Raw genomic sequence first — 24,302 nt, forward strand, 5'->3', positions numbered from 1 at the left:
AAAAATTACCCATTTTCAGATTTTTTGAGTCAATAGACGGAATATCTCCATCTATTTAAGCTATTTTTAATGCTAATTACTAAATAAAAGAAATTTCTACTTTTATTTATCAGATCGGGTTCTTAAGCTGATCCCCCAGCCGATAAGAGCGGACCCTCACGACCCCAGATGCAGGAATCAGCATCTTTTTATCGACTAGTTGAGAAAGCACTTTTTTTACCGTCTTGTCACTTAGCTTCAAATACTTCTGGACTTCTATAGGGGATATGGCTTCTCCTTTTCGAATCGCTAGACGCAGCACTTCCTTTTCTACTAAGGATAAAGTGGTCAGGTCCAGTTCATCCCCCAGCCATCGGCCAATCACTTGCTGAACAATTTGTTGGCATCGACGAGGCTTCTCTTTAACTTGGTCATAAGAAAAGCGTATCACGGTCCATCCGTCAATCACCAACTGGTTTTGACGTTCTAGGCTGTCGGAAAATTGCCATCTGCTTATCTCCTTTAAATGAGGGCCATATCCATCAATCTCAAAGCAAATTCGAATGGTGGGCCGGATATAAGCAAAATCCAAATACCTTGTACCATCTTTGAAATCATTGACTTCATATTCTGGATACAGATACCGAAAATGGTGAAATAAAGGCCACCACACTTCCTTCAAAAACAACATTTCAGCATGTTTGTGACCCTCTTGTAAACGCCGCAACCGTTCACCGGTTCTTGCCTGCAAGTGAGCATTTATAAAGATCTGGTATTCTTCTTCAAATCCCATAGCATCCATTCTCCTATCTAATGGTCATGTCTTTTGCCATTTAATCGATACTCTTCATAGGATAAATATTAATTTTCAGGTAGGTTGCCAAATAGTAAGAAAGATCGAAAACCATGAGCATTTAATCTTTATACATATTCCATGACATGAATGAATCATCTCCATTATCAATTGATTTGAACTCAGGAAAGTTTTTGAAATCAATGAGCGGTAATTCGAGTGAACAGGAGAATTTATTATGTGTCTTAAATTGGAGGAGCTAATATAATAAGAAAATTAAGGAAGAATTTGAGGGTAGAACTATTTTCAGTTTAATAGAATTCTAAAATTTGTCAATAAATTTTCTTTATATTCCGACAATATCCTTTCATTTCTATTTCCGTTAAAAAATTCATTATAATCCAGCCTCAAATATTTTAGTGCCAAATGACGGAAAACCTACACTGCTTAAATTGAAAGGATATATACGCTGTCAGTTGATGGCTAACAAGGATTTAGTTCGTCGTTTATATGAAGCGATTGCACCGTATGGGTCAAATACGAAAAGACGACCTAAAATTCAATTATACCTCCTACCATAATTCCCCTTCCCCTTAAGTTTTTGCTATACTTTTAGTGAAAGTGTAGGTGATAACGTTGTTTAAGATATTATTAATCGAAGATGATGCTACTCTATTTAAAGAGATGAAAGACCGGCTTATAGACTGGGATTATAAAGTGTATGGGGTTGAAAACTTTCAAAATGTCATGGAGAGCTTTGCTCGGATCCAGCCAGATTTAGTGATTATCGATATTCAGCTTCCTAAATATGATGGTTTTCATTGGTGCCGCATGGTCCGTGAACATTCGAATGTTCCGATTGTCTTCTTATCTTCACGCGATCATCCTACAGATATGGTGATGTCGATGAATTTAGGTGCAGATGATTTCATTCAAAAGCCCTTTCACTTTGAAGTGCTAATTGCAAAAATCCAAGCCATTTTGCGTCGCGTATATAACTACAGTACCACCACTTCGGACCTGAAGACGTGGATGGGTGCAACGATTGACTTGGAGAGAAACCGTGTATCAAATGAAAAGGGAATGATCGATCTTACTAAAAATGAAATATTTATCTTGAAGCTGCTTGTTGAACGTAAAAATAAAATTGTCAGCCGAGAAGATTTAATGAACCTGCTGTGGGATGATCAGCGCTTTATTAGTGATAATACGTTAACGGTGAATGTGAACAGGCTTCGTAAAAAACTAGCTGAAATTGGACTTGGAAATGGCATTGAAACAAAAGTTGGGCAAGGATACACCGCTATAGAGCAGGTGGAAAAATGATTAAGGAATTCTTGATGGAGAGAATTAGCTGGATTATGTTGATTGTACTTTTGCAGCTACTTGCTTTACTACTTGCATACTTAGACCCCTCTCTTTCTCTTGACTCTATGTTCTATTATGTATTACTATCACTCGTTATCTCTTCCCTGTTTGTCGTTATTCGCTATTTTAAAGAGACGTCATTTTTTAAAGAGCTTGACTTACGGGATTCTACGACTGATATTACAAGTCTTCCTGAACCAAACAGCCCATTTGAATCATTCATTTACAAGCAGATCACCTCTTCAATCGAACAGTTAGAAAAAAATGCCTCAACAAAACAGCTTCTCTTTGAACAAGAGAAGGACGAGCTACTTACTTGGATTCATGAAGTGAAAACCCCATTAACAGCTCTGCAATTAATCATTGACCGTACGGAAGATCATCAATTAAAATCCGAGCTCATTCATGAATGGTTAAGAATCCACTATTTGCTTGATCAACAGTTGCATCAGAAACGTATACCTTTCATTGAAAATGATTTGTTCATTGAAAACGTAGAACTAGAGTCACTTCTTTATAGTGAAATTCGTACGTTGCGGTCTTGGTGTTTAAAAAAGGGAATTGGCTTTGATGTAGAATTAGATTCAACACATGTACTCACTGATGCGAAATGGCTGTCCTTTATCCTTCGTCAGCTTTTAACAAATGCTGTTAAATACAGCAAAGAAGGTTCTGAAATTTCGATCCAATCGGCGGATCAAATGGGACAAACGATCCTAAAAGTAGCCGATAATGGCCGCGGAATAGACCCGCGTGATTTGCCAAGAATCTTCGATAAAGGCTTTACAAGCATCAGGACCAACATGCTACAGGCATGGGTTTATACTTAGCAAAAAAGGCTGCCACCCCACTTGGCATTCACATTTCCGTTCGGTCAACTATTGGCAAAGGGACAACCTTTACCCTTACCTTCTCAAAAGAGAATCGATTTCTCCAGATACAAGGCGTGTGACAAAAATGTCACTCGCTTTTGCTGTTTTGTTAGGATAATCAAAGGACTTCATGGACAGGAATAGATAAAATAGGGGTATCTTAACAGTTGGAGGAACTTTTCTATGAATATACTTGAAGCTAGAAAAATCCATAAAAGCTACGGAAATAAATTCACGAGACAAGAGGTCTTAAAGGGGATTGATATTAGTATTAATAAAGGGGAATTTGTTACGATCATGGGTGCATCAGGATCGGGCAAAACAACTCTTCTAAATGTGTTATCAACGATTGACCGACTAAGCCACGGTTCCTTAAAAATCGAAGGTGAAGAACTAACGAAAAGCAAAGAAAAGAAGCTCGCGGAATTTAGAAAGCATCATTTAGGGTTTATCTTTCAAGACTATAATTTACTTGATACGTTAACAGTAAAAGAAAATATCTTACTCCCCCTCTCGATCACAAATACTGCCAAAAAAGAAGCACTAGAGAAATTTGAAATGGTCGCAGCAGACCTTGGAATTAAAGAGATAGCCGATAAATACCCCAATGAAATATCAGGCGGCCAAAAACAAAGGACATCTGCGGCGAGAGCCTTCATTCACGAGCCAAGTATCATATTTGCTGATGAGCCAACTGGTGCCCTTGATTCAAAAGCAGCGTCTGATTTACTAGGTAAATTAAGCACTTTAAATGAAAAACGTAACGCAACCATAGTGATGGTTACTCACGACCCTGTTGCAGCAAGCTACAGCAGCCGTGTTATCTTTATAAAAGATGGTCAAATCTATACCCAATTGAACAAAGGAGAAGAAAGCCGCAACACATTCTTAAAGGATATTATGAAGACTCAAGGAGTATTAGGCGGGGTGCACTATGAGCATTAATCAGCTTATTATCCGCAGTCTTAAACAGAACCTTAAGAGCTATTACTTATATGTGTTTGCTCTCATCTTTAGTGCTGCCCTCTACTTTGCCTTCGTCACCTTGCAATATGATCCTTCAATGGACGGGGCATCCGGGTCGATTAGAGGATTAGCAGCCATCAGGACAGCATCTGTACTCCTTATCGCGATTGTGACCGTGTTTTTGTTATATGCAAATAATCTATTCATCAAAAGACGTAGTAAAGAGATTGGTTTATTTCAGCTCATAGGAATGACGAAAAACCGTATTTTCATGATCCTAAGTGCTGAAAACTTACTACTCTATTTTGGCTCACTATTAATCGGAACGTTTATCGGCTTTGCCATTTCAAAATTAGTAGCCATGATCTTATTTAAAATAACGGGCGTGGATGCCGTTGCCTCTCTCTATTTTTCTGGCCATGCCTTCATCCAAACATTGCTCGTATTCGGTGGTATCTACCTTTTGATCTCGCTAATGAACTATCTCTTCATTAAGCACCAAAGCATCTTGTCACTATTTCATGTGAAGAGCAAAGCTGAAAGCAGAGTGAAAAAGCTTACGATCGTAGAAATCTTGACTGGGATTCTTGGGATACTATTAATTTCGACTGGTTACTATGTATCGGCGAGGCTTTTTGATGGGGACTTCGTGTCAATGAACAACCTATTCGTTGCGATGATCTTTATTTTAGCGTCTGTGATTATCGGGACTTATTTGTTCTACAAAGGTTCTGTTCGCTTTATTGCCAACATGATTAGAAAAAATAAAGGCGGATACTTAAACATCAATCAAGTAATGTCACTATCTTCAATCATGTTTCGCATGAAATCAAATGCGATGCTGCTTACAATTATCACCACCGTATCAGCACTTGCAATCGGTCTGCTATCCTTAAGCTACATCTCCTACTATTCAGCTGAGAGAAATGCGGAGAACGCCGCACCAACTGATTTCGCATTTGTAACAACAGAAGATGCAAAGGCTTTCGGTAAGATATTAAGGGAAAGCGGTATTGCCTACAGTGAACAAAAGATTGATGTTCTTCAAGTGGAAGTTGATTTAGAAGAGGTTATGGGCAGAGATATAGAGAACTTGCAGTTTGACGGAGGCAAAATGAGAATGTCAGTTATTAGTGACCGTCATGTAGAAGACATTGGTGTAAGTCAAGACGAAACGGTATTCTCTGGATTTAGTGATGCGATGAGGATGCTGCTAAACTTGCAAGATTCAGGAACACTCACCTTCCACGGACTCACGACAACTTTTAGTTTAGAGTATGCAGGATTACTAAATGAGAGTGTGCTGCCTCTATACTTTACGGGAGGATTGCCTGCAGTGATTGTGAATGAAACGACATTTACAGCGCTCGCTAATGACATAAATCCAGAAATTCAGCTAGACTCATCTATCTATTTTGGCTATACATTAGATGATAGAGAAACAGCGGAAGCAGCTGATCAACTTTTTAACAGCATGCCATTTAGTCAAGATTTCGGCAATAGCTCTCAATACTCAGAAGAGCGCCAACAAAAAATCAATATGGGCCTTATCATGTTTATTGTCGGGTTCCTCGGTCTTACCTTTTTGATCACATCAGGTTGTATCCTTTATTTTAAACAAGTAGAAGAAGGCGACGAAGAACAATTAAATTACAAAATCCTGCGAAAACTAGGTTTCACTCAAAACGATCTTCTACAAGGGATACTAGGAAAGCAGCTATTCAATTTCGGTATTCCTCTTGTAGTTGGCCTCCTGCACAGCTACTTTGCCGTCAAATCAGGCTGGTTCTTTTTCGGCACAGAGCTATGGACACCGATGATTATTGTCATGGGATTGTATGCAGCACTGTACTCTGTTTTCTGCATTCTGTCTGTGCTTTATTATAAAAAAGTTATTAAGATGTCGATGTGATAGGCGAAGTTCTAGGAAGTTGGTTTTAAATTAAATAATTAAAACTCTAATAAGCCTAAAATATAAGATGACACATTATAACTGGTAAAAGAAGAAGGATGGGAGGCTGAATTATATGGCTTACCTATCCTTTTTTTGTTTTAGTTTAGCATTAATTACAAAAGGCTTGTTAAACTCTACTGCACCGCTCTCTACTAAGAAGCAATTCTTTCTTGACTGTTTTTTTCTATACATACAAACGAGCGATTTTTAAATAAAGAAGAATTCATAAGCTCTCCTTGCATTATTGTTTTAAGTAATGATCTAATTCCTTGAAAAGCAATTTTATTACATTTGCGTTCAGAGAATACTTCGTTCCATTCATTTCAACTAATATAGCTGCACGTAATATTTTTAGATGATGATGAATCGTCGTTTTTCCCATATTTAATATCTCTGAAAGTTCTTGTAACGAACAGTCATTTTCCGATAACAACTTGACTATTCGAAGCCTTATTTCATCTCCTAATGATTGATATAAAAAAACGTATTTTGATTATTAAAGAAACCAAAATACGTTTTCTGTCAGTTATAATTTATCCATTTCTTATATAAGTTACCTGCTCGTCACCTTAAGTGAATTTATTCAAAATATCATGGATCTTCATAAACATTAATACCAATTGGGACAATACTGAAGGGAGTTTTGTTTAGCCAAATTCAAATTTCTTCCCTGTTGAAGCACTTTTGGTTACATCTACTCTCTTGAAAAATCAGGTTTTACAGCTTTAAGTAAAACTGACTCTCCCATAAACGAATAAACCTTTCCACTTTCTATCACTATCCTAAACTTATCGTGAAACTCATTGGTAGTACTTAATATGAAGTCAGACAAACCATTTTTTTTGTCTTCTAAAACATTCATACGATTGCACCAATCATCAAATACAAATGTCTTCGGAAAACGATACATTTCTTCTATTTCAAAACCTGATTCCTCTAACATCTTAATCCATTCTGACTTCTTCCAAGCACGATGGTGACTGAAATCTCGCTCTTTTTCCACTTTATTATAGAAAGTATCTAAAATATCTTTTTCAGGTGATACATTATCAATCAATAAAAATTGACCACCTTTTTTTAAAACTCGATACGCTCCTTTGACAAAAGATTCAGGGTTCGGGAAGTGATGTGCAGCAATCCTACAAGTGACAATATCGAACTGTTCTTCAAAAAACGGTAATCGTTCTGCATCTCCTTGAACGAAATCTACATTTTCGACGCCATTTCCTTCAATAAATTTTTTAGCTGCAGTAAGGATCTCACTTGTTAAATCAAAGGCTACTACTTTTTTAGACAAAGGTGCAAGTGCATTCGCAACATGCCCTCCACCTGTAGCAATATCTAGGATTTCTGCTTCTGCTTTTCTATCAGCGATCTCGACTAATTTTGCTAAATCATTTCCTTTTGCATGCAATGAACTAGTAACATAGCTTTCTGCACTTTTCCCAAATTGTGATTGTACATCTATTTTTGTATTCTTCGTAGCCATCTCTTCCACTCCTTAAAGTATTAAATAAACAAAAAAAGAATTGTCAAAAAACACTTGACAGATTTGAATGAAAATAACTAAAGGCAAATTTGCTTTATATGTTTTAAGTTCCTACTATTATGATAACTTCGCTCAGCCCTACTGGAATCGAATGACAAGTAGCATGAATAAAATCTATCATTCTCTATAACATATATTTAACTTCCATCTTTTTAATATCATCCAATTTCGTAAGACGATTTCGTTCTTTCATAGTGATAATCTCATTCATAAAATGATAAGTCGTATTTTCTTTCTTTAAGCTGTATAATGCTTCCTGCATCGCTTTAATAGCTCTTCTTTGTAAAAAGTTCGCATAGAGAACAATCTTAAAATTCATTTTTTCTAATTCCTCATTGTGCACAATTGGTGTTTTCCCGTGCTCAACCATATTTGCAACTTGAGGTACCCCATGTAACCTCGAGGTGATTAATTTCATTTCATCAATCGACTCCGGCGCTTCAATAAATGTAATATCCGCTCCCGCCTCAATATAATGTTCTGCTCTTTCAATGGCAGCTTCAATGCCATTTATTGATCTTGCATCGGTCCGGGCAATAATTTTAAAATGTGGGTCCTTGCGCGCGTCTACTCCAGCTTTAATTTTATTTACCATTTCTTCAGTAGGAACAATTTGTTTCCCATCAAAATGTCCACATTTTTTCGGGGTGATTTGGTCTTCTAATTGAATGGCAGAGACGCCCGCTTTTTCAAACTCTTTCACTGTTCGAATCAAATTAACAGCATTTCCGAATCCTGTATCACCGTCAGCGATAACAGGAATTTCTACGGCATCACATATATATTTAACTTGATCTATCACTTCTTTAAAAGAAAGTAAACCTACATCCGCTAAACCAAGCATCGAATTAGAAAGACCTGCCCCAGTCACATAAACAACTGGGAACCCTGCCTCTTCAATGAGTCGAGCCGTTATCGCATTAGCTGCCCCTGGAGCCACAAGTAAATCTGACTGGTCGCTAACCATGCGATGAAACATTTGATTTCTATTCATGCTCTCACCTAATCTCACTCTTAATTATTAAAAAAATGTTAGTAAACTTGATGGCCATTTTAAATCCATAAACCGGCTCATCGCAATTATTACAACAGCTGTTGCACCTGTAGAGAGTAAACACTTTAATATGCTCATTCTAGCCTCTAACAACAAGAAAACAAAAAGATATATCATACTTGCCGGAACAAAACCAACAACATAAATTAAAACAATGTAGCTGACAATCCAACCAACGTATTTTAAAACATTCATAAAGTTTTCATGGAACAATTCTTCATCTTTCGCTTTCTTTAAGGTTACTATCTGCTTAATCGTCGCCACTACTGTTAAAATACCTGCTAATAGAGCAATATAAAACGGAAAATAGCTTGCAGTTTCCTGGAACGTTTGGGCTTGAATCATCATCCACAAGAACAAACAGAATACAAGAACTAGAAAGAGTAAAGATGCATGGGACTTTTTCATGACCTCACCCCTTTATCCTCAGCGATTGCTTTTATTTTTTTACCTCTATTTAAAAAGAAACTACTTGCTAAAATAGCAACAATTAACACAGCAATGATGATAACACCAGGTCTTGTTAGCCACTCTAACCCAAAGCGCGAGAAGGAAATCCATAAATACCTTTCCGCAGATAAAGCAAGTACAAAACCGATCAGAATTGGGGCTCTTGGCCAATCAAGTTGTTTCATTATCCAACCTACAATCCCAATTACGAGAAAGAGAATAATATCCCCCCAATGGTTGCTTGTTTGATAGGCTCCAAGAATTAATAAGACTGCTAAAAATGGAACTAGTTTCGATGGATGAACTGTACTAAATTTCGCAATGGGCTTGATTAATAGTAAACATGCGATTGCTCCAAAGATATTTGCAATGATTAACGTCCAAATAATTGACATTGTAAGTGGGAGCTGCGTTGTCACTAACTGTGGTCCTGCTTCCATTCCCATTAACAGCAGACCACCTAATAATATTGCCGTCGTTCCACTACCTGGAATCCCAAACATCAATGTTGGAATAAGTGCTCCACCTTCTTTAGCATTGTTCGCACTTTCTGGGGCAATAACACCTCGTATATCACCCTTACCAAAGCTCTCATTTTTCTTACTTGTTTGTTTTGCAATCCCATAACTCAACCAGTCCACTACACTTCCGCCAAGTCCTGGAACGAAACCTGTTACAGCACCAAGGGCGGAACTACGGAATACAAGCCATTTATGACTAAGCGAGTCCTTTACTCCTGTTAACCAACTCCCAGATAATTTCGCCCCTTTTGAAATACTTTGATTAGATACAAGTAAATCAATGAGAACTGGAAAGGCAAACAATCCTAGAGCAATTAACGGCAATGGGATGCCATTAAATAGATATAACCAATCAAATGTATAACGATATTCCGGAACAGCAGGAGCACTTCCGATTGTTCCTAACATCATTCCAAATAATCCAGCAATAATACCAATAACAGGGCGCTTCCCCGATAAGATACCTACCATACTTAAACCAAGTAACGCCAACATAAAGAGTTCAGGTGATCCAAAGGCGAGAACAAGAGGCCTAACAAATGGGATGACCAAAAATAGTACGACCCCACCGATAATTCCACCAATCATTGAACAGAAAAAGGCTGCACCTAGAGCCCTTGACGCTTCTCCTTTTTGCGCTAGTGGGAAACCGTCCATTATTGTTGCTTGAGAGCCTGAAGAACCCGGTATACCAAGCAAAACAGAAGGAAATGTATCACCTGTATGAACTACTGCTATCATTCCTATTAGTAAAGCCATCCCTGTGAAAGGATCCATTCCATACACGAAAGGCAGTAGAATAGACATTCCTACCGTGCCACTAAGTCCTGGTAATAATCCGATCGTTAATCCAAGCATGATCCCTAAAAACATAAATCCAATTCTGGAAGGATCCAAAACGATTTCTAATGTCTGAAACAATGTCTCTATCATACTCTCACCTTCTTCCTTATAAAAATTGTTGGAAGTCACCCCCGAAGTGACTCCCAAGCATTTTTATTTTTTGATTTTACTTAACCACTTATAGTTCAACACCATGTTCTCTTTCCAAGTATTCCACTACCCAATCTTGAACGCCATCAGGTAATTCCAGTAATTGGTTCATTAATGATTGTAGTTCTTCACCTACAAATGGGTCATAACCAAATACTTCTTGACCTTCTACAGCAAATTCTTCATCTTCAACCATATTTTCAATACCTACTACTAGAGCTTCTACAGCTTCTTCAGGTGCATCTGCATGAACCCATAGAACTTTTTGGACCGTATATAATGCACCAACAAATGCTTTATATGCTTCCCACTCCTGACCTGTTGGCTCTTCCCCATAAATTCCTTCATAAACTTCCTTAACAGTTGGTAAATCCGGGATCTGTGGATCTCTTATTAACTCACCATCTGAATTAATTTGGCCGATGGAATAAAGTGGTACCGCTTGCCCGCTATCAACTAACGGCAACACATTTGATAGATAAGAAGAAGTTGTTTGGAAATCAATGTTCGTTTCCCCTTGTTCAAAAGCAATACGAGCTGGTCCGCTACTCTCATAACCGAAAATCGCATCAACATCTAAACCTAACACTTCAAATGAAAGAATCGTTGTAAGAGGTAGTCCTGTTGCACTCGTGCCACCGTAAACAAGTTGTTGATTTGCTTCTAATAATTGGCTAGGATCCGTTACACCTGTATCACTAGAAATATAGACGACTCCTCCATCAGGATAGCCAAGAACCGGTGTCATCTCTTTATAGTCAAATTTAACAGCTGGGTTGTTAAGTAGATAAGCAGTTGTTGTCGAAATACTTGCCCAAAATGTATGCTCTCCATTTGCTTCTCTCATTAAAGCGAATTCATTTGAACCTGTAATCGTTCCACCACCAGGCACATTGACCGGTTGAACTGTTGGATTGCCTTCAAGATGTTCATGTAAATATGGAGCCATGAACCGTCCCATAATATCAGAGCCTCCACCAGGACTTGTTGGAATTAAAATTTCTAGTGACTTCCCATCATAAAAAGCTGTATCTCCATTATTATTTGCACTTTCATTTACATTTGTACTTGCCCCATCATTACTTGAACATGCTACAATAGTTAGTAGCGTTGCGATGAAAAAAAAGGCTAACAAACTCTTTTTAACTAACATAGTACTTCCCCCTAAGTTTTTATATTTGTGATGATTTTTTCAATTGACTATGTATATCTTTACTTATCAATCAATCGAAAAGAGATTCATCTCTTAAATGAAAGTGTATAGTAAGCGCTTACTAAAATGAATATTTTTAAAATTTATATTATTAGTTCTATTTTTTTTATTTTTTTCATTTTTTTCACGAATCTATAAATGGAAGGGATTAGGAGGGTAGCGATGTGGAAAAGAATTAAATTTAACCTTTTATTAAAAATGATTTTATTAATGTCCTTTGTTTTGATTTCTTGTCTTATAGTGACCCTCTTCCTCTTCACTTCTATTTTTAATGAAGCAATGAATAAGCATTTTGGGGAACGTGCAATGGATGTTGCTATATTAGTTGCTAAGAATGATCAAATAATCGATGCCTTTGAATCTGAGAATCCATCTGCTGTTATTCAACCTATAGCTGAAACAATCAGAGAACTAACTGGTGCTAGTTATGTCGTAGTTGGAAATACAGAGGATATTCGATACTCACATCATGACCAAGATCAAATAGGTCAAGAAATGGGTACGAGTAATGAAGATGTATTCCTGCATGAGCAATCAGTTATATATAAAGGAGTTGGGGTATCAGGTGCTGCAACAAAAGCGAAAACACCTATCTACAATAGGGACGATCAGCTAATAGGTGTCTCATCAATTGGATTTTTATATGAAGATATTAAAAATAAACTAAACAATTACTTAACTCTCGCCTCGCAATTCTTTATTGGCGTTTTAATTCTAGCGATTATTGGGATGATTCTAGTAGCAAGAAAATTAAAGAAAATGTTCTTCGGTTTAGAACCAGAAGAGATCTCTTACTTATTTAAAGAAAAGGAAGCCATTTTGGAGTCAATACACGACCCCATTATCGCTACAAACAGTACCGGACACATCGTCTCAATTAATAAGAAAGCGCGTAACATTCCGTACTTTAGAAACATAAACATTGGAGATTCAATTAAGCACCCGCAACTTATTTTGGAACTTAATTCAGTTAACAAAGAGAAGGAAATCACAAACAGAGAAATTATCATTGACCATTCTGTCTATGTGATGGACCACTCTCCCTTTTTACATAATGACACATTATTAGGAGTTGTCTTTACATTACGTCCAGTATCTGAAATTCAACAATTAAAAGAGGATTTTTCAAAAATAAAAGTCTTTACAGAAAATATGCGTTCACAAAATCATGAGTTTCTAAATAAGTTAAACACTATCTATGGATTGCTCAAATTAGATAAAACTAATGATGCTATACAACTAATTTCAAAAGAAGTCGAATACCGACAAGATTTTTTAGCCTTTTTAATTGAATCCGTAAGAAACCCAATGATTGCTGCTTGTCTTTTGGGGAAAGCAAATCGTGCAACAGAGCGAAAAGTTCAATTAGAAATTGACAATGAAAGCGAACTTAGCCCATTGCCTGATACATTTGATGAACAGACCTTAGTTACGATTATTGCCAATGTCATCGAAAATGCAATTGAAGCAGCGTATAAAGCCCATTACTCTGAAGGAAAAGTTAATATATCCTTCACTGACTTAGGTCCCGATATTATTTTTGATATTGAAGACAATGGAAAAGGTATTTTGCCGGAGGAAGAGTGGAAAATTTTCGAGGAAGGCTATACTTCGAAAGAATCACCCAAAAATCATGGTTTAGGTTTGGCTATTGTTAAGAACTCTCTTGAAAAGTTAAATGGAAATGTCTTTATTACAGAAAGTCAATTAGGCGGAGCAAGATTCACAATTACCATTCCAAAACAAGTAATATAAAAAGGGAGAATCATAATGTTGAATACGAATAACCTTATTGATGTGATGATTATAGAAGACGATGAAGTGGCTGCTGTTAGTTATTCTAAATTTATTGAAAAAATAGATTCCTTAAAGGTATCATTTATTGCTAATACGGGAGAACAAGCTTTAGAATTACTAGAAAACTACCAACCTAAGTTAATTTTACTGGATGTATTTCTACCTGACATCCATGGTATTGAATTACTTTGGAAAATTAGAAATAAGTATCGTAATATTGACATTATATTAATAACCGCATCTAACGATAAAAAATCGGTTGCGGAAGCTATTCGTGGTGGCGTATTTAGTTACCTTATAAAGCCAGTAATGATGAACCGCTTTATTTCAACCTTAGAAAAATATAAATCTATTACATCAAAACTAGATCAAAAAGAATTATTTGTTCAAAATGAAGTTGACTCCCTTTTTCTTACAAGCGAAACATCTTCTAAATCGACAGAAGTCCCATCTATCAAAAATTTCCCAAAAGGAATCGATAAATTAACACTTAATCGGATTAAAGAAATAATTGTTAACCTATCTGAAAGTGTAAATGCTGATGAATGTGCTGCATTAGCAGGAGTGAGTCATTCCACTTCCCGTCGTTACTTAGAATATCTCGCTTCCGAAGACTTAATAGAAATTACAATTCACCACGGTACCGTTGGGAGGCCAGAACGCCGTTATCAATTAAAACAGCCAAACTAATAATTAATATTCTCTTATTAGTAGACTTTTTCATAAGTCTTTGAGAAACAAAGGCGGTTCTCTTACTTCTTATTAATTATAAAGAAGCATAAGAACCGTCCCCTTGAATCCCTAACTTTTGAGAATGTTTAAGACTACTAATAATTACAAAGTTCAATCATATAAGATTACGTAAATGTTTTTATTGATAACTTCCCAATATTATCTATTTTTACGTGCAGTAAAAAGGAGGGTATAAGTTGAATATTCAAGTAAATTCAGCCATCGAAGAACTGATTCAAACGCTGCGAAGCGAGCAATCAAATGATGGTTCCTGGCGCTACTGTTTTGAAAGTGGCCCAATGACTGATGCTTACACAATTATTCTATTAAGGTCTTTAGAAAACGATCAAGAAGAATGGTTTATTCAGCAGCTCGTAAAAAGACTGCTTCACAAACAAGAAAAAAGCGGAGCTTGGAAATTGTACCATGATGAACAAGAAGGCAATCTATCAGCTACAGTTGAAGCGTACTTCGCCTTATTATACTCAGGGTATGTTGAAAAGCAGTCAGAAAACATGAAACAGGCAAAAACGTTTATTATAAAGCAAGGTGGTCTCACAAACACAAGCAACTTCACAAAAATCATACTCGCATTAACTGGTCAAATACCGTGGCCAAAGCATTTACAATTGCCAATTGAACTGATTCTTCTTCCACGTACTTCCCCTATTAACTTTTATGATTTGGTCGGCTATACTCGTGTACACTTTGCCGCAATGCTCATCTCATCTAATCTTAATTTCAAACTCAAAACAAGCCGAACACCTGATTTATCTGATATGGTTCTAGAGCGTTTTCCAAATGATGCTGAATATGATTCAGAGGAAGCAAGGTTTATTGTAAGCACCGTAAAGGATGAAATAAAGAAACTTTTAGAATTGCCCAAGCGATTACGCGATTCTGCATTAAAGAAGGCGGAGAAATTTATCATAGAACGGATTGAGCCTAATGGGTTGCTATTTAGCTATGTTAGCTCCACCATTTATATGGTTTTCGCTTTTCTTGCCCTTGGTTATTCTAAAAATCATCGACTTATTAGAAACGCTATAAATGGGATAAAAAATCAAGTATGCCTAACTACTACCTTTCTTCATATCGAGAACTCACCATCGACCATATGGGATACTGCGTTAATAACTCACGCTCTTTTGAATGCTGGTGTTTCTGAATCTGATGAAATGATCAAGCAATCAAGCCAATATCTGTTATTACGCCAGCATTTGATCTATGGAGACTGGGCCTTCAATAACCCTAATACGTTACCAGGAGGTTGGGGATTTTCTGACATCAATACGTTTATTCCTGATGTAGATGATACGACCGCTTCTCTAAGAGCGTTAAAACAAACTGTTTCGGAACATCCTCAATATAGAAGTAGCTGGAATCGTGGACTTGACTGGGTTTTATCAATGCAAAATAATGACGGTGGATGGGCAGCTTTTGAAAAAAATACAGATAAAAAGCTACTGAAGTATTTCCCTTTTGATGCTGCGGATCGTTCTGTTATTGATCCATCTACAACAGATTTAACCGGAAGAACTCTAGAGTATTTAGGAAACGAGGCGAACCTTCTTTTGCCCCACCCTCAATTAGAAAAAGGTTCTCAATGGCTACAAAGAAATCAAGAGGACGATGGATCTTGGTATGGACGTTGGGGTATTTGTTACATTTATGGAACATGGGCAGCCATTACAGGAATGAAAGCAATTGGAATGGACTCGAACCACTTCTCCATCAAGAAGGGTATTGATTGGCTTCTTTCCATTCAAAATAAGGATGGTGGATGGGGAGAATCGTGTTACAGTGATATTCGTAACAAATATGTCCCATTGCATGCAAGCACCCCTTCGCAAACAGCGTGGGCCTTAGATGCGTTGATTGCTGCTTACGACAAACCAACAGAAGCCATTCATAATGGAATTGCGTATTTATTAGAAAATATTTATCAGAATCATTGGACTATAAACTATCCTACTGGCGCAGGACTCCCCGGCGGATTTTATATTCATTATCATAGTTACAAATATATATGGCCACTATTAACATTAAGTAACTATCGAAACAAGTATGAGTATCTAAGTTAATGCCCTTACTAGCTAATACCAATTCATTTTTAAATATAAGGCATTGAAAACCGCGCTTTATTCTTAGACACGCGGTTTTTTTTATTGATAAGTATATGGACATCTACAACTCTTTTGCATTAGGCTTTGAATAGACTATTTATTTAATCAGTATGGTCTAAATTTTTAAAGTTTCTCGGATTTCTCGACGACAGCCTTTTCCGATACATTTAGGTCACTGCTATACTCGATTAACTCAATTTCACACCCAGGACCGATCTCTACTGTATTTCCACGAACAACTTTCGCCTTCGTATATTCTAGTTTAATCACATCACCTTCAATGATATTGGCATGTAATTCTTTGCTCAACGTTTTAATCAACTTATCTAATAAAAGAATGGGGCGCCGGTTTCTTTTTACAGTAATCACTTCTCCACCGATTTCTTTCACAGATGATTTCCCATGTAACGATATTTCAACGTGATCGGCATTGAGTAATCCATCAATGGTAAAGGCTCCATTAAGCTCTGCTTTCTCCACTTCACAATCGCCAGCTACCTTAATCATTCCTTCGAGGAGAATGGCGTCGCCTTTTAAAGATTGTTTCAATCGTGTATGCCCCTTGATTTCCATTTTCCGAAAACATGCATGTCCGTCTATCGTTAAATCCCCGTGGATCTCAATCTCGTCAGAAGAAAAATTCCCCTGTACCTTTGTACTTCCGTTGATAACAGCGTTCTGGGACGTGATATCCCCATTTATTTTTGCCGAACCATTACACTCAAAATCATTACATTCTACATCTCCATGTATTGCTCCATGGCCATTGATCTCAACCTTTATGAATGAGCCACCACCTGACTCACTATGCCCAGATAGAATTAAGTCCCCTTTTGCTTTTTGAACCATAATGAAATCCCCCATTATTATATTTGATTAATTTGTAATATGTTTTTTGAATTTTTATCTTTACTTGTAAAGGTAGACCTATATTCAACTTTCTCAATATGGCAATTTGGACCTATTTCAATGTCATTTCCTCTAACTATTTTTGCTGTGGTATGTTCTAAATAAATGTTATCTCCTTCTATTACCTCTGCTTCTAGTGTGTAAGATCGCTTCAAGAAACCTCTACTTTTAATTACTATCTTCTCACCACCAATTTCTCCTACCCTGCTAGGAGCAACTTGTAAATTCACTAGTAGATCACCAACATTTAACAATCCAATGATATTAAAGCCCCCTTTAAGGTTCATTTTTTCTAGCTCCACATTTCCTTCCCCGTTGAGAAACCCTCTCATATCAAGCGTATCAGCTTTCATCGACTTCCTAGCATTTAGCTCACCAATAACTTTTATTCTATTACTTTTTGTTTCTTCATCTATACTTAGCTTCCCAATTACATGCACTTGATCCATTGACGCTATTCCTTTTATACGACATTCCCCAATAATCTTTGTTTCTTTGGAAGAAACACCTTCAGAAATTTCCCCTTGTCCAGTAACTTTAATTTTTTCGTAATCTCCACCAGGATAGGTTCCTTCTCCTATAACCTTTAAATTTTTATTTATTTTCATTGTCATTTAAAAACCCCCTGTTACTAAGGAATCCAGTAGTTTATTCAATTCTGTTTCAATGTCCAATAAAACAGCCACTTTGGTTTTCTCATCAACATAAAAGTCGTCGGGGTTGGTAACTAGTAACACTGTTACAACACCCATCTTTCTTAACACCACTAATGATGCACGCTTTTCCTCTAGCTTAGGAAAATGGTCATGTAATGTTTGAATGACCTGCATTCCTTCTTCCCATCCGACCTCTCCTGTCTCCAAAGATTTATCTAAAAGATATAAAAATAGTGAAGTTTGGAAGGTTATCGTATCTAGATCACCGAATTGCTCTTCAAAAATAGCAATAGCATTTTTCGAAACAATGTTTCGTTCTATAAAATCCTTCTTTGATATGCTTATGTCCTTCTTCTTTGGAGATAAAGCATTTGCTAATTCGTCTAATGATAAAGTATCCTTCAATTCTTTAATTCTATTAATTCTTTCCACCATCTTATCTCTTGGAAAAAACGTTTCTTGTCCAGTAAATGTTGATTTCCTAATAAACCAATCGTCCGGTATTAACTTTTTTCTCTTCCAACGATAGAGCTGTCCGTAAGTAATATCCGTTTGCTCTAATAAGTCTTTTTTCGAAATTAATTCTTCATCCATCGCCTTCACTCCTTAATAAAAACGTAACATAACACTGTTACGTTGTAAATATGCTATATTACTTTATTCAATTAAAAATAATAAACTTACTACTTACTTATTACGGTACGAGTTGAACACGCAAAAGCACAGACTCATTGTACAGTAAGTGCAATCCACGCTTATTCAAGGATTGCCTCTTTGACTTGAAGAAGACATTTATATCCACTCTGTTAATATAGTTAAAATTAAAGTATAATGTAACCGTGGTTACATTAGCGGGAGGTGAAATATTGATTAGTTGGCTACACCTCACTTATAAAATGCCTAGAAAGCCCAGTTCTCCAAGGGTGAAAGTCTGGAGGAAGCTAAAAAGTTTAGGGGCTTTTCATTTACATGATGCTATATGGCTTTTACCTAAAAATGCTTATACATATGAACAATTTCAATGGTTAACTGTTGAGATTAAGGATTTAGGTGGAGAAGCAACTATGTGGGAATCACAACTTCACTTTGGATTGTCTGATAAAGAAATAAGTCAGTTGTTCATTGAACAAATCAATGAAGGTTATATTGAACTTCTAAAACAACTGGATGAAGAAAACATTGATTTGGTTTCTTTGTCAAAAAAATACCAACGGATAAAAAAAATTGATTATTTCAATTCCCCGTTGGAATTACAAGTACGTGAAAAAATAATACAACGAAGGAGTGAATTAAAATGAAGTGGGTAACATGGGAAAACATCGGAGTAGACCGCATGGCTTGTTGTTGGTTAATTAAAAAGTATATTGATCAAGAAGCTGAATTTATTTTTATCCCTGAAGGCGAACAAGAAATTCCTGTTGATACAAGAGGATTTGATATTCCAGGGGCAGAATTTTCTCACAGAAATGGACGATGTTCATTTTATTCTTTCTTAGAAGACTATAACATTCAAGATACCACCCTAAAAAAAATTGCCCAAATTGTAGATGAAGCAGATACGGTACAAGAAATTTTTTTAGAGCCTGTTGCACCTGGTCTTGATTTTATTTGTGATGGAATTAGCTTAAATAGCAAGGATGATTATGAGGCTTTAGAAAAAGGATTTATTATCTATGACGCTTTATACGCAATGATAAAAAGAAATAATCATTTATAATGGGAGAGAAAAAAGTGGAGAAACCTAGTTTATGGAACATTTTTTGGACCTATATCCTGATTGGATTACAGGGATGGGGTGGTCCAACTGCACAAATACAAGTCATTCATGAGCACGCGGTAGAAAAGAAAAAATGGATCGATAATGAACGATTTCGAGATGCCTTTGCTGTATGTGGGATGTTACCAGGACCAGAGGCAGCTGAACTTTGTATGTATGTTGGATATAGACAACGTGGTTATTTAGGTGGATTATTAGCTGGTCTGGGATTTATGTTACCGAACTTTATCTTGATAACCATCTTGGCTTGGGCTTACTTTCAGTATGCTGCAACTTCTAACATAGCTCAAGGTTTATTATATGGTGTTAAGCCAGCAATGGTTGCCATTGTTTTATTTAGTCTTTACCGAATAGCAAACAAGTTTGGGGTATTACAAGATGGAAAGAAAATATTTATTACCCTTTTCATGTTAACTTTAACTTTTATTACTCAAATTGACTTAATCCTTTTACTATTGGTAATGGGAGTAGTATATATGATTCTAGTTCGCTCATTTAACAATAAAGCATTCAGTGTTAACAGTCTTCCATTTTTAGCAATCGCCTCAGTAGGGACCGCTTCGATACCAACTAGCCTTTCCCTATTATTCTTAAAAGTTGGTGCACTTAGCTTTGGAGGAGCATATACGGTTTTAGCATTGTTACAATTTGAAGCTGTAGATAATTATGGTTGGCTAACTACTGAACAATATATTGATGGCTTAGCTATTAATGAATTAACACCTGGACCATTAATAATGGTCGCAGCATTCGTTGGTTTTGCAGCATATGGTTTTTGGGGAGCTACACTAGCAACCTTTTTTATCTTTTTACCTGCCTTTTTAGTTGTGCTCTTAGGTGCTCCGTATTTCGATAAAATTAGAGAAAACAAGAAACTTAAACTATACCTAACTGGTGTTAGTGCAGCAGTTGTTGGTCTTATTGCTAGTTTCCTAATACGGCTATCTTTAGAAGTCTTTATTGATTGGGGAAGTGTTGTTATTGCTATCATAATGCTTGGTCTATTATTTAAATTCAAATGGCAAATCTGGCAAGTATTCCTATTAGCTTTAGCTTTAGGGACTATACTTATCTTTTTATAAGTATTAAAATACCTGAACACGGGGACGGACCTAGCGCTTCCTTCCTATAACGAAAAGAAAGGCATAAGGTCCGTCCCTCCTTCCACTAACATCTCATCAATCATATTACCAGTGTAGTAACTTACTAATTTTTAACCAAGTTGTACTTCAAAAACCTTATTGATTTCCTACATTGATGATCAAATTAGTAGGACCAATTATCTTTCCACATGATTAAACTCGTGTCGTTTATATTTGACCATAGACAAAATACCAAGAATAGGTCCAATTGCTAATAATGCGAAGACCCATTCCCAACCTACATATCTCTGAATCATAGGAATTAGATTGATAGAAAAAATGGTGATTAAGAAGCCAATACACATTTGAAAAGTGAGGGCTGTCCCTACATATTCAACTTCCGCTACCTCTGAAACGGCTGCAGAAAACTGTGCAGAGTCTATAGCAGACATCCCCAAAATAAAAGAAAGAATGAGAGTCAGCCAAAAAAAATGACCAAAGTCAAAATAGAAACCCCACTTTTTAGAAGTGGGGTTTCTCGACAATCTGACTATTCAATTAATTAATTGAATAGTGTTATAGGAATTAATAAAATTCAAGCGAAAAGGGGATGTCTCAAAGGTCTGTTTTTGACCTTTGAAACACCCCCGAAACAATGAGCGAAGTCGCTACATCTTTTAGAAGCCTTGATAGGAGTGGATTACACACTCACGGCGCGTTACCACGGAGCCATTACACCTCTGTTCCGGACTTTTGATAACGATAGGTTCTTTTTCTACTTGCTTATATTTGCTTATATACTATTAATCGGTTATTGCTCCTTTTGAAGCTGACGAAACTGACCGAGCATACTTAGCTAAGATCCCCTTTAAATTTTGCTCTGGAGGACTCCAATCCTTTAATCTTTCATTAAAATCTTCTGGACAAACATCAACAGCAAGTTCTTGTAATTCACTATCAATTGTAATCAAATCTCCTTCTTTAATTAATGCAATTGGGCCACCAACCTGTGCTTCAGGGGAGATATGACCAACTACTAATCCATGTGTTCCTCCAGAGAATCTACCATCTGTAATTAAACCTACTTTTTCGCCAAGACCCTTACCGACCACTATTGCTGTAATTGATAACATCTCAGCCATTCCAGGTCCCCCCTTAGGTCCAACGTATCGAATGACAATGACATCTCCTGGATTGATCTCATTATTTAGAACAGCATTTGTTGCATCTGCCTCAGAATCAAAAACACGAGCAGGCCCTGTTATTTTTTTAATTTTTAAACCAGACATTTTTGCTAATGCACCATCAGGAGCTAAATTACCCTTTAGAATAACTAATGGTCCTGTCTCACGTTTTGGATTGTCAAAGGAGATAATTTCTTGCCCCTCTTTTAAAGGTTGAATTTCAGATAGATTTTCCTCTATTGTTTTACCGGTTACTGTTAAACAATCTCCATGAAGTAACCCTTTATCAAGAAGTACCTTCATTACGGCAGGTACTCCACCAATTTCAGATAGATCTTCCATTACATAACGACCACTTGGTTTTAGGTCTGCTATATGAGGAACTTTTTTACGGATACGTTCAAAATCATCTAAATCAAGGTCTACATCAACTGTATGAGCCAATGCTAATAAATGAAGGACAGCATTGGTTGACCCTCCAAGAGCCATTACAACAGTAATAGCATTTTCAAAAGCTTTCTTCGTCATAATATCTTTAGGAGTAATTCCTTTATTTAATAAATTCATAACAGCTTTTCCTGCTTTTATACAATCTGCTAATTTTTCTTCTGTCTCTGCAGGGTTTGATGAGCTTCTAGGTAAACTCATCCCCATAGCTTCGATTGCCGATGCCATTGTATTCGCTGTGTACATCCCCCCACATGAACCAGCTCCTGGGCAAGCATGGCATTCAATTTTATGAAGTTCATCACGGTCAATATCTCCATTATTGTATTTTCCTACTGCTTCAAAAGCAGAAACAATATCAATGTCCTTCCCATCTACTTTCCCCGGTCGAATAGTTCCCCCATAAACAAATACGGCAGGTAAATTCAAACGTCCTATTGCAATCATGCACCCTGGCATATTTTTATCGCATCCTCCAATTGCAACTACCCCATCGTAGTTCTGAGCGCCTACCACTGTTTCTATAGAATCTGCAATGACTTCACGGCTTGGTAAGGAAAAACGCATCCCCTCTGTCCCCATAGAGATACCATCTGAAACTGTAATCGTATTAAAAATAAAAGGAGTTCCCCCTGCATCTAAAGCACCTTTTTTTGCTTTTCTAGCTAATTCATCAATATGCATATTACATGGGGTAACCTCACTCCATGTACTAGCAATTCCTACAAAAGGCTTATTAAAATCTTCATCTTTAATCCCCATTGCCCGTATCATTGCACGATTTGGGGCACGGTTTATATCATTAAAAACAGAACTTCGAATTTTAGATGTATTGTTATTCATTAATTAAACCTCCTTACAATCTCCGTATTTATTATTAATCTATTACCTTAATACTTTCTAAACCTTCACAATATATAAGAGATTTCTCCAACCGTTACAACATAGCAATCAAACCAACACCTCCTTTTTCAAACTATTTATTGTATTAATCCTTTTATTAAGGATTACACCAATCACAATAAGTGGGAGATGATGTTGTAACACCATCTTGACGAGGTTCTTCTTTTCTAAAATTGCAACTAGGACAACCATATACTTCTTTTGCAATTTGTTTTGTCAAAAGACCACAAGCTTCACAAGGTAATCCACGTACCACATCTACTACTCCCCACCCTGGACAAGAACAATTCGGACATAAGTTCATCAATCGAACAGCTAGTTTTTCCGCTAGCTTATTTATTACCTTCATACGGGTAGGATTCATATGAGCTCGCATATCTGTTTCGACATGAACTAAGCCATCTGCAGATGCAGAAGTACAAAGGTTAATAGCTTCCTTCACCTCAGAAGATCTTTTTAATCCCTTAAAAGTAAAACCTTGAATAAAACCTGAATTTGGTCTAACAACTAAGGCATGAGAAGGGAAATGTACCTTATCTAGGAAATCTTTAAGATCATTAAAAGAAGTAACTGTTTTTGCATCATAATTGGTTTCGAGGCTTATCTCCTGCTCAATAACTTCGATACCACGTTCGTCATCAATCCATAAAAGGATTTCATGGTCTTCTGCAACCATAGGAAAATAACGATGCGGTGCAAAACTTCCTTCACTCGCTAGCCCTAGAGGAAGACCAAGTTCATCCATACCCATTCTTGCTTTTTTTCGGAGAGTTTCTAACGGTGTAAGCTCACGTTCTATTTCTCCAGAAAATGTTCCTAATAGATCGGTATTAATCTTTTCAGGAACTTTAATTGATACTCCTAATAGATCATTGAAAGGCTTACCAATGGCTTGTCGTTTATCATGCATTGTTGATAGGGCAGCTTTTCTTCCCTTGTAGGGATGCATATTGTATATTCCCCCCTCTCTATCAGTT

At 36.7% G+C, this 24,302-nt stretch carries 22 protein-coding genes and 1 pseudogene; 10 read left to right on the forward strand and 13 right to left on the reverse strand.

What is annotated here, in order from left to right; genetic code table 11:
* Positions 1 to 109: 109 nt before the first annotated feature.
* Positions 110 to 772 carry a DNA-binding response regulator gene (locus MF646_RS00005; RefSeq protein WP_250094434.1) on the reverse strand — a complete coding sequence of 221 codons (663 nt, stop codon included), beginning with the start codon at positions 770 to 772 and terminating at the stop codon, positions 110 to 112.
* A 636-nt stretch (positions 773 to 1,408) separates the two neighbouring features.
* Between MF646_RS00005 and MF646_RS00010 the strand changes: the two genes are divergently transcribed.
* From MF646_RS00010 to MF646_RS00025, 4 genes and pseudogenes are all read left to right on the forward strand, one after another.
* A complete protein-coding gene (locus MF646_RS00010) occupies positions 1,409 to 2,098 on the forward strand; it encodes a response regulator transcription factor (protein WP_250094435.1) in 690 nt (229 codons plus the stop codon).
* Positions 2,095 to 3,092, forward strand: a pseudogene (locus tag MF646_RS00015) (ATP-binding protein). Before MF646_RS00010 ends, MF646_RS00015 begins: the two are co-directional and overlap by 4 nt.
* A 103-nt stretch (positions 3,093 to 3,195) precedes the next feature.
* Positions 3,196 to 3,957, forward strand: a complete 762-nt coding sequence (locus MF646_RS00020; RefSeq protein ID WP_250094436.1) for an ABC transporter ATP-binding protein — start codon at positions 3,196 to 3,198, stop codon at positions 3,955 to 3,957.
* Positions 3,947 to 5,890, forward strand: coding sequence for an ABC transporter permease (locus MF646_RS00025; RefSeq protein WP_250094437.1), 1,944 nt, complete (start codon positions 3,947 to 3,949; stop codon positions 5,888 to 5,890). The genes MF646_RS00020 and MF646_RS00025 overlap by 11 nt, the downstream gene beginning before the upstream one ends.
* Before the next feature lie 283 nt (positions 5,891 to 6,173).
* Here MF646_RS00025 and MF646_RS00030 read toward each other — a convergent pair whose 3' ends face one another.
* The 6 genes from MF646_RS00030 to MF646_RS00055 all read right to left on the reverse strand — a co-directional run bounded on the left by MF646_RS00030 (position 6,174) and on the right by MF646_RS00055 (position 11,652).
* Complete coding sequence (locus tag MF646_RS00030) at positions 6,174 to 6,386, reverse strand: ArsR/SmtB family transcription factor (protein WP_338035462.1); 213 nt, start codon at positions 6,384 to 6,386, stop codon at positions 6,174 to 6,176.
* Between the two features lie 240 nt (positions 6,387 to 6,626).
* Entirely contained in the window at positions 6,627 to 7,421 is a 795-nt protein-coding gene (locus MF646_RS00035; protein ID WP_250094439.1) for a class I SAM-dependent methyltransferase, read from the reverse strand.
* A gap of 184 nt (positions 7,422 to 7,605) precedes the next feature.
* Positions 7,606 to 8,475, reverse strand: a complete 870-nt coding sequence (locus MF646_RS00040) for an isocitrate lyase/PEP mutase family protein (protein ID WP_250094440.1) — start codon at positions 8,473 to 8,475, stop codon at positions 7,606 to 7,608.
* 27 nt (positions 8,476 to 8,502) lie between these two features.
* Positions 8,503 to 8,943 carry a tripartite tricarboxylate transporter TctB family protein gene (locus tag MF646_RS00045; protein WP_250094441.1) on the reverse strand — a complete coding sequence of 147 codons (441 nt, stop codon included), beginning with the start codon at positions 8,941 to 8,943 and terminating at the stop codon, positions 8,503 to 8,505.
* A complete protein-coding gene (locus MF646_RS00050) occupies positions 8,940 to 10,439 on the reverse strand; it encodes a tripartite tricarboxylate transporter permease (RefSeq protein ID WP_250094442.1) in 1,500 nt (499 codons plus the stop codon). Before MF646_RS00050 ends, MF646_RS00045 begins: the two co-directional genes overlap by 4 nt.
* An 88-nt stretch (positions 10,440 to 10,527) precedes the next feature.
* Entirely contained in the window at positions 10,528 to 11,652 is a 1,125-nt protein-coding gene (locus MF646_RS00055; protein WP_250094443.1) for a type 2 periplasmic-binding domain-containing protein, read from the reverse strand.
* A 222-nt stretch (positions 11,653 to 11,874) separates the two neighbouring features.
* Here MF646_RS00055 and MF646_RS00060 point away from each other — a divergent pair, with 222 nt between their 5' ends.
* The 3 genes from MF646_RS00060 to shc all read left to right on the forward strand — a co-directional run bounded on the left by MF646_RS00060 (position 11,875) and on the right by shc (position 16,325).
* Positions 11,875 to 13,467, forward strand: a complete 1,593-nt coding sequence (locus MF646_RS00060; RefSeq protein WP_250094444.1) for an ATP-binding protein — start codon at positions 11,875 to 11,877, stop codon at positions 13,465 to 13,467.
* 15 nt (positions 13,468 to 13,482) lie between these two features.
* Positions 13,483 to 14,199, forward strand: a complete 717-nt coding sequence (locus MF646_RS00065; RefSeq protein ID WP_250094445.1) for a response regulator — start codon at positions 13,483 to 13,485, stop codon at positions 14,197 to 14,199.
* Between the two features lie 239 nt (positions 14,200 to 14,438).
* Positions 14,439 to 16,325 (forward strand): squalene--hopene cyclase, encoded by a 1,887-nt coding sequence (shc, locus tag MF646_RS00070; RefSeq protein WP_250094446.1) that lies wholly within the window; start codon positions 14,439 to 14,441, stop codon positions 16,323 to 16,325.
* 165 nt (positions 16,326 to 16,490) lie between these two features.
* On the opposite strand, the gene MF646_RS00075 is transcribed toward shc, so the two are convergent.
* The 3 genes from MF646_RS00075 to MF646_RS00085 are packed head-to-tail and all read right to left on the reverse strand — an operon-like array spanning position 16,491 to position 18,526.
* The gene (locus MF646_RS00075; protein ID WP_250094447.1) at positions 16,491 to 17,216 is read right to left on the reverse strand and encodes a polymer-forming cytoskeletal protein; all 726 of its coding nucleotides are present in this window, start codon (positions 17,214 to 17,216) and stop codon (positions 16,491 to 16,493) included.
* 17 nt (positions 17,217 to 17,233) lie between these two features.
* On the reverse strand, positions 17,234 to 17,890 hold the full coding sequence (locus MF646_RS00080; RefSeq protein WP_250094448.1) for a hypothetical protein: 657 nt from the start codon (positions 17,888 to 17,890) through the stop codon (positions 17,234 to 17,236).
* Positions 17,891 to 18,526: a YhbD family protein gene (locus MF646_RS00085; protein WP_250094449.1), complete on the reverse strand. Its 636-nt coding sequence runs from the start codon at positions 18,524 to 18,526 to the stop codon at positions 17,891 to 17,893.
* Between the two features lie 272 nt (positions 18,527 to 18,798).
* On the opposite strand from MF646_RS00085, the gene MF646_RS00090 reads away from it, so the two are divergent.
* The 3 genes from MF646_RS00090 to chrA are packed head-to-tail and all read left to right on the forward strand — an operon-like array spanning position 18,799 to position 20,791.
* Positions 18,799 to 19,230: a Chromate resistance protein ChrB gene (locus MF646_RS00090; RefSeq protein ID WP_250094450.1), complete on the forward strand. Its 432-nt coding sequence runs from the start codon at positions 18,799 to 18,801 to the stop codon at positions 19,228 to 19,230.
* On the forward strand, positions 19,227 to 19,649 hold the full coding sequence (locus tag MF646_RS00095) for a chromate resistance protein ChrB domain-containing protein (protein ID WP_250094451.1): 423 nt from the start codon (positions 19,227 to 19,229) through the stop codon (positions 19,647 to 19,649). Before MF646_RS00090 ends, MF646_RS00095 begins: the two co-directional genes overlap by 4 nt.
* Before the next feature lie 14 nt (positions 19,650 to 19,663).
* Entirely contained in the window at positions 19,664 to 20,791 is a 1,128-nt protein-coding gene (gene chrA, locus MF646_RS00100) for a chromate efflux transporter (protein WP_250094452.1), read from the forward strand.
* A gap of 197 nt (positions 20,792 to 20,988) precedes the next feature.
* Here chrA and MF646_RS00105 read toward each other — a convergent pair whose 3' ends face one another.
* From MF646_RS00105 to MF646_RS00115, 3 genes are all read right to left on the reverse strand, one after another.
* Positions 20,989 to 21,243: a hypothetical protein gene (locus tag MF646_RS00105; protein WP_250094453.1), complete on the reverse strand. Its 255-nt coding sequence runs from the start codon at positions 21,241 to 21,243 to the stop codon at positions 20,989 to 20,991.
* A 351-nt stretch (positions 21,244 to 21,594) separates the two neighbouring features.
* Positions 21,595 to 23,265, reverse strand: coding sequence for a dihydroxy-acid dehydratase (gene ilvD, locus MF646_RS00110; RefSeq protein WP_250094454.1), 1,671 nt, complete (start codon positions 23,263 to 23,265; stop codon positions 21,595 to 21,597).
* 157 nt (positions 23,266 to 23,422) lie between these two features.
* Entirely contained in the window at positions 23,423 to 24,274 is an 852-nt protein-coding gene (locus MF646_RS00115) for a DUF6671 family protein (protein WP_250094455.1), read from the reverse strand.
* Positions 24,275 to 24,302: the final 28 nt, after the last annotated feature.

The organism is Halalkalibacter alkaliphilus, assembly GCF_023555415.1.
Classification (GTDB): Bacteria; Bacillota; Bacilli; order Bacillales; family Bacillaceae_D; genus Halalkalibacter; species Halalkalibacter alkaliphilus.

Coding starts and splice junctions, on each gene's coding strand:
- MF646_RS00005 (WP_250094434.1), bottom strand. CDS start 772: ATGGGATTTGAAGAAGAATACCAGATCTTTATAAATGCTCACTTGCAG.
- MF646_RS00020 (WP_250094436.1), top strand. CDS start 3,196: ATGAATATACTTGAAGCTAGAAAAATCCATAAAAGCTACGGAAATAAA.
- MF646_RS00025 (WP_250094437.1), top strand. CDS start 3,947: ATGAGCATTAATCAGCTTATTATCCGCAGTCTTAAACAGAACCTTAAG.
- MF646_RS00035 (WP_250094439.1), bottom strand. CDS start 7,421: ATGGCTACGAAGAATACAAAAATAGATGTACAATCACAATTTGGGAAA.
- MF646_RS00040 (WP_250094440.1), bottom strand. CDS start 8,475: ATGAATAGAAATCAAATGTTTCATCGCATGGTTAGCGACCAGTCAGAT.
- MF646_RS00045 (WP_250094441.1), bottom strand. CDS start 8,943: ATGAAAAAGTCCCATGCATCTTTACTCTTTCTAGTTCTTGTATTCTGT.
- MF646_RS00050 (WP_250094442.1), bottom strand. CDS start 10,439: ATGATAGAGACATTGTTTCAGACATTAGAAATCGTTTTGGATCCTTCC.
- MF646_RS00055 (WP_250094443.1), bottom strand. CDS start 11,652: ATGTTAGTTAAAAAGAGTTTGTTAGCCTTTTTTTTCATCGCAACGCTA.
- MF646_RS00060 (WP_250094444.1), top strand. CDS start 11,875: ATGTGGAAAAGAATTAAATTTAACCTTTTATTAAAAATGATTTTATTA.
- MF646_RS00065 (WP_250094445.1), top strand. CDS start 13,483: ATGTTGAATACGAATAACCTTATTGATGTGATGATTATAGAAGACGAT.
- MF646_RS00075 (WP_250094447.1), bottom strand. CDS start 17,216: ATGGTTCAAAAAGCAAAAGGGGACTTAATTCTATCTGGGCATAGTGAG.
- MF646_RS00080 (WP_250094448.1), bottom strand. CDS start 17,890: ATGACAATGAAAATAAATAAAAATTTAAAGGTTATAGGAGAAGGAACC.
- MF646_RS00085 (WP_250094449.1), bottom strand. CDS start 18,526: ATGGATGAAGAATTAATTTCGAAAAAAGACTTATTAGAGCAAACGGAT.
- MF646_RS00095 (WP_250094451.1), top strand. CDS start 19,227: ATGAAGTGGGTAACATGGGAAAACATCGGAGTAGACCGCATGGCTTGT.
- MF646_RS00105 (WP_250094453.1), bottom strand. CDS start 21,243: ATGTCTGCTATAGACTCTGCACAGTTTTCTGCAGCCGTTTCAGAGGTA.
- ilvD (WP_250094454.1), bottom strand. CDS start 23,265: ATGAATAACAATACATCTAAAATTCGAAGTTCTGTTTTTAATGATATA.
- MF646_RS00115 (WP_250094455.1), bottom strand. CDS start 24,274: ATGCATCCCTACAAGGGAAGAAAAGCTGCCCTATCAACAATGCATGAT.